This is a genomic window from Mesorhizobium sp. M7A.F.Ca.AU.002.02.1.1 (assembly GCF_003998535.1).
In the GTDB taxonomy this organism is placed as follows: Bacteria; Pseudomonadota; Alphaproteobacteria; order Rhizobiales; family Rhizobiaceae; genus Mesorhizobium; species Mesorhizobium ciceri.
In genome coordinates, this window is sequence record NZ_RZPB01000823.1 from 1 (window position 1) to 2,507 (window position 2,507).

2 protein-coding genes are annotated in these 2,507 nt (G+C 61.9%); both read right to left on the reverse strand.

The window, feature by feature from the left end:
• The coding region (locus EN879_RS31835) for a cbb3-type cytochrome c oxidase subunit I (RefSeq protein ID WP_206521042.1) at positions 1-1,002 on the reverse strand (1,002 nt) is incomplete at its 3' end.
• A 2-nt stretch (positions 1,003-1,004) separates the two neighbouring features.
• Positions 1,005-2,027 (reverse strand): ubiquinol oxidase subunit II, encoded by a 1,023-nt coding sequence (gene cyoA / locus EN879_RS31840; protein ID WP_063170617.1) that lies wholly within the window; start codon positions 2,025-2,027, stop codon positions 1,005-1,007.
• Positions 2,028-2,507: the final 480 nt, after the last annotated feature.

The following is a 2,507-nucleotide window of genomic DNA, read 5'->3' on the forward strand; positions in this document are numbered from 1 at the left end:
GAAATGATGCAGCCAGACCATGAACGAGACGATGCAGATGAACATCGTGGCCGCGACCATCGAACGGTATCCGAACAGCGGCTTTGACGAGAATGTCGAGAAGACCTCGGAGAAGATGCCGAAGGCGGGAAGCACCAGAATGTAGACCTCGGGATGGCCCCAGGCCCAGATCAGGTTGACGAACATCATCTGATTTCCGCCGGCTTCGTTGGTGAAGAAATGGAAGCCGAGATAGCGGTCCAGCGTCAGCATCGCCAGCGTGGCGGTGAGGATCGGGAAGGCTGCGACGATGAGCAGGTTGGACGCGAGCGAGGTCCAGCAGAACATCGGCATTCGCAGGTAGCCCATACCAGGCGCACGCATCTTGAGGATGGTCGTCACCAGGTTGACGCCGGTAAGCAGCGTGCCGACGCCGGAGATCTGGATCGACCACAGATAGTAATCGACGCCGACGCCCGGCGAGTAGGTGGTCTCCGACAAGGGGGCATAGGGCAGCCAGCCGGTGCGCGCGAACTCACCGATGACAAGCGAGATGTTGACCAGCAGGGCTCCGGAAGCCGTCAGCCAGAAGCTGACGGAATTGAGTGTCGGAAAGGCTACATCGCGTATGCCAAGCTGCAGCGGTACGGCGAAATTCATCAGGCCGATCATGAAAGGCATCGCCGCGAAGAAGATCATAATCGTGCCGTGCGCGGAGAAGATCTGGTCGTAATGCTCCGGCGGCAGGTAGCCCGGCCCGTGGATCGCCAGCACCTGTTGCGTGCGCATCATGATGGCATCGATGAAGCCACGCAGAAGCATGAGCATCGCCAGCACAATGTACATCACGCCGATGCGCTTGTGGTCGACCGAGCTTATCCACTCGTTCCACAGATAGGGCCAGTAGCCCTTCACCGTTATCCATCCAAGCACGGCGACCGCTGCCAGAAAGACGCCGAGAGCCGCGACGAGCGGGATGGGTTGATCGAAGGGAATGGCCGACGAGTCGAGCTTGCCCAGCATCGTCATTCCGCCCCTTCTGCCTGTGGATGATGCCCCGTCGGCGGCGCCGCCGCGGGCAATGCCTTTGGGCTCACCTGTGGCTCGCCGCCGGCGGCACTTTCGGCCGGCCCCGGACCCGGGGGCAATATCTGCTGAGCGACGGCATCGAACAGCCCGGGCTGAACATGGCCGAACGTGGACGGCGGCACGTTGGTGCTTTGCCGGGCGAGCTCGCGATAGGCATTCGCGTTGAGCACGCCGCCGCCGCCACGCAGCGACGACGTCCAGCGGGTGAAGGCATCGGCTGAAACCGCGCTCACGCTGAAGTTCATGTCCGAGAAGCCGTCGCCGCTGAAGTGCGCCGACTGGCCGAAAAAGCTGCCCTCATAGTCGGCCTGCAGATGCAACTCGGTCTGCATGCCGTTCATGACGTAGACCATGCTGCCAAGCTGGGGCACGAAGAACGTGTTCATCACGCTGGCCGAGGTCAGCTTGAAATGAACTGGAACGCCGGCGGGGATAACCAATTGATTGACAGCGCCCACGCCCTGCTCGGGATAGAGGAACAGCCATTTCCAGTCGAGCGCCACCACCTGGATGTCGAGCGGCGGCTGCGCGGAAGGGATCGGTTTGCGCGGATCGAGCTGGTACGATCCATAATAGATCAGCCCGCCAAGGAAAAGGATGGTGAGCGTCGGGATCGACCAGACGATCAACTCGATGCGCCCCGAATAGGTGAACTCCGGGTCATAGCGCGCGTCGCTGTTCGAGGCGCGGAATTTCCATGCGAAGGCCAAGAGCGCAACAAGCGTCGGAACAACGATCACCAGCATCACCGCCAGTGAGTTCAAGAGGATCGTGCGGTTGCCCGAGCCAATGGGTCCTTGCGGGTCGAGCACACCCCCCGCGCAACCGGGCAAGAATGCGATTGCCGGGATCCAGAGCAGTTGCCGCCCCGGCTTGGGGCTGGATGGCAACAACACTTGCTCGGCCACCAATCCTGGAGAGGACGCGTTCTTGGGGCACGCGCTCTTGGCACTTCTCATCTGAAGCCTTCCTCTGAACCAACTTCAAGGCGCGTGGCCGGGGTGCCGCCCTCCGCCGGACGAAGGACCTAACTGGCGCTTCCCCGGTTTGTTCCTCCTCGCTGGCTCATGCACAAACTCCAATTCGGCGGCACGGCGATGGAGCACAGCTAAGTCGATCACCCCATCAAGCTGGTGGAGCCAGAACCGCTCCACGGTTTTGGCCCATGAGCGAATCGACGCCAGTCATGGCTAATGACGACCGGTGGGGCCCGAACTTCTTGCCGATCGCCGCGCCGGCGGAGAGGACACGTCCTTCGGGGTGCTCGTTTTCCATCTGACGTCTGCTCCTGACGCGGGATTTTTCGGGGCTGGCCGCAAGTCGCCCAAGCGTGCGCCGCCTAACTGGCGCCTCCCGGGATTGTTCCGCTTGTCAGTGTTTGGGCGACATGGGCGCGACCCGAGGGGGGAACTCTACCTGCTCGAGAGATGGAGTTGTCC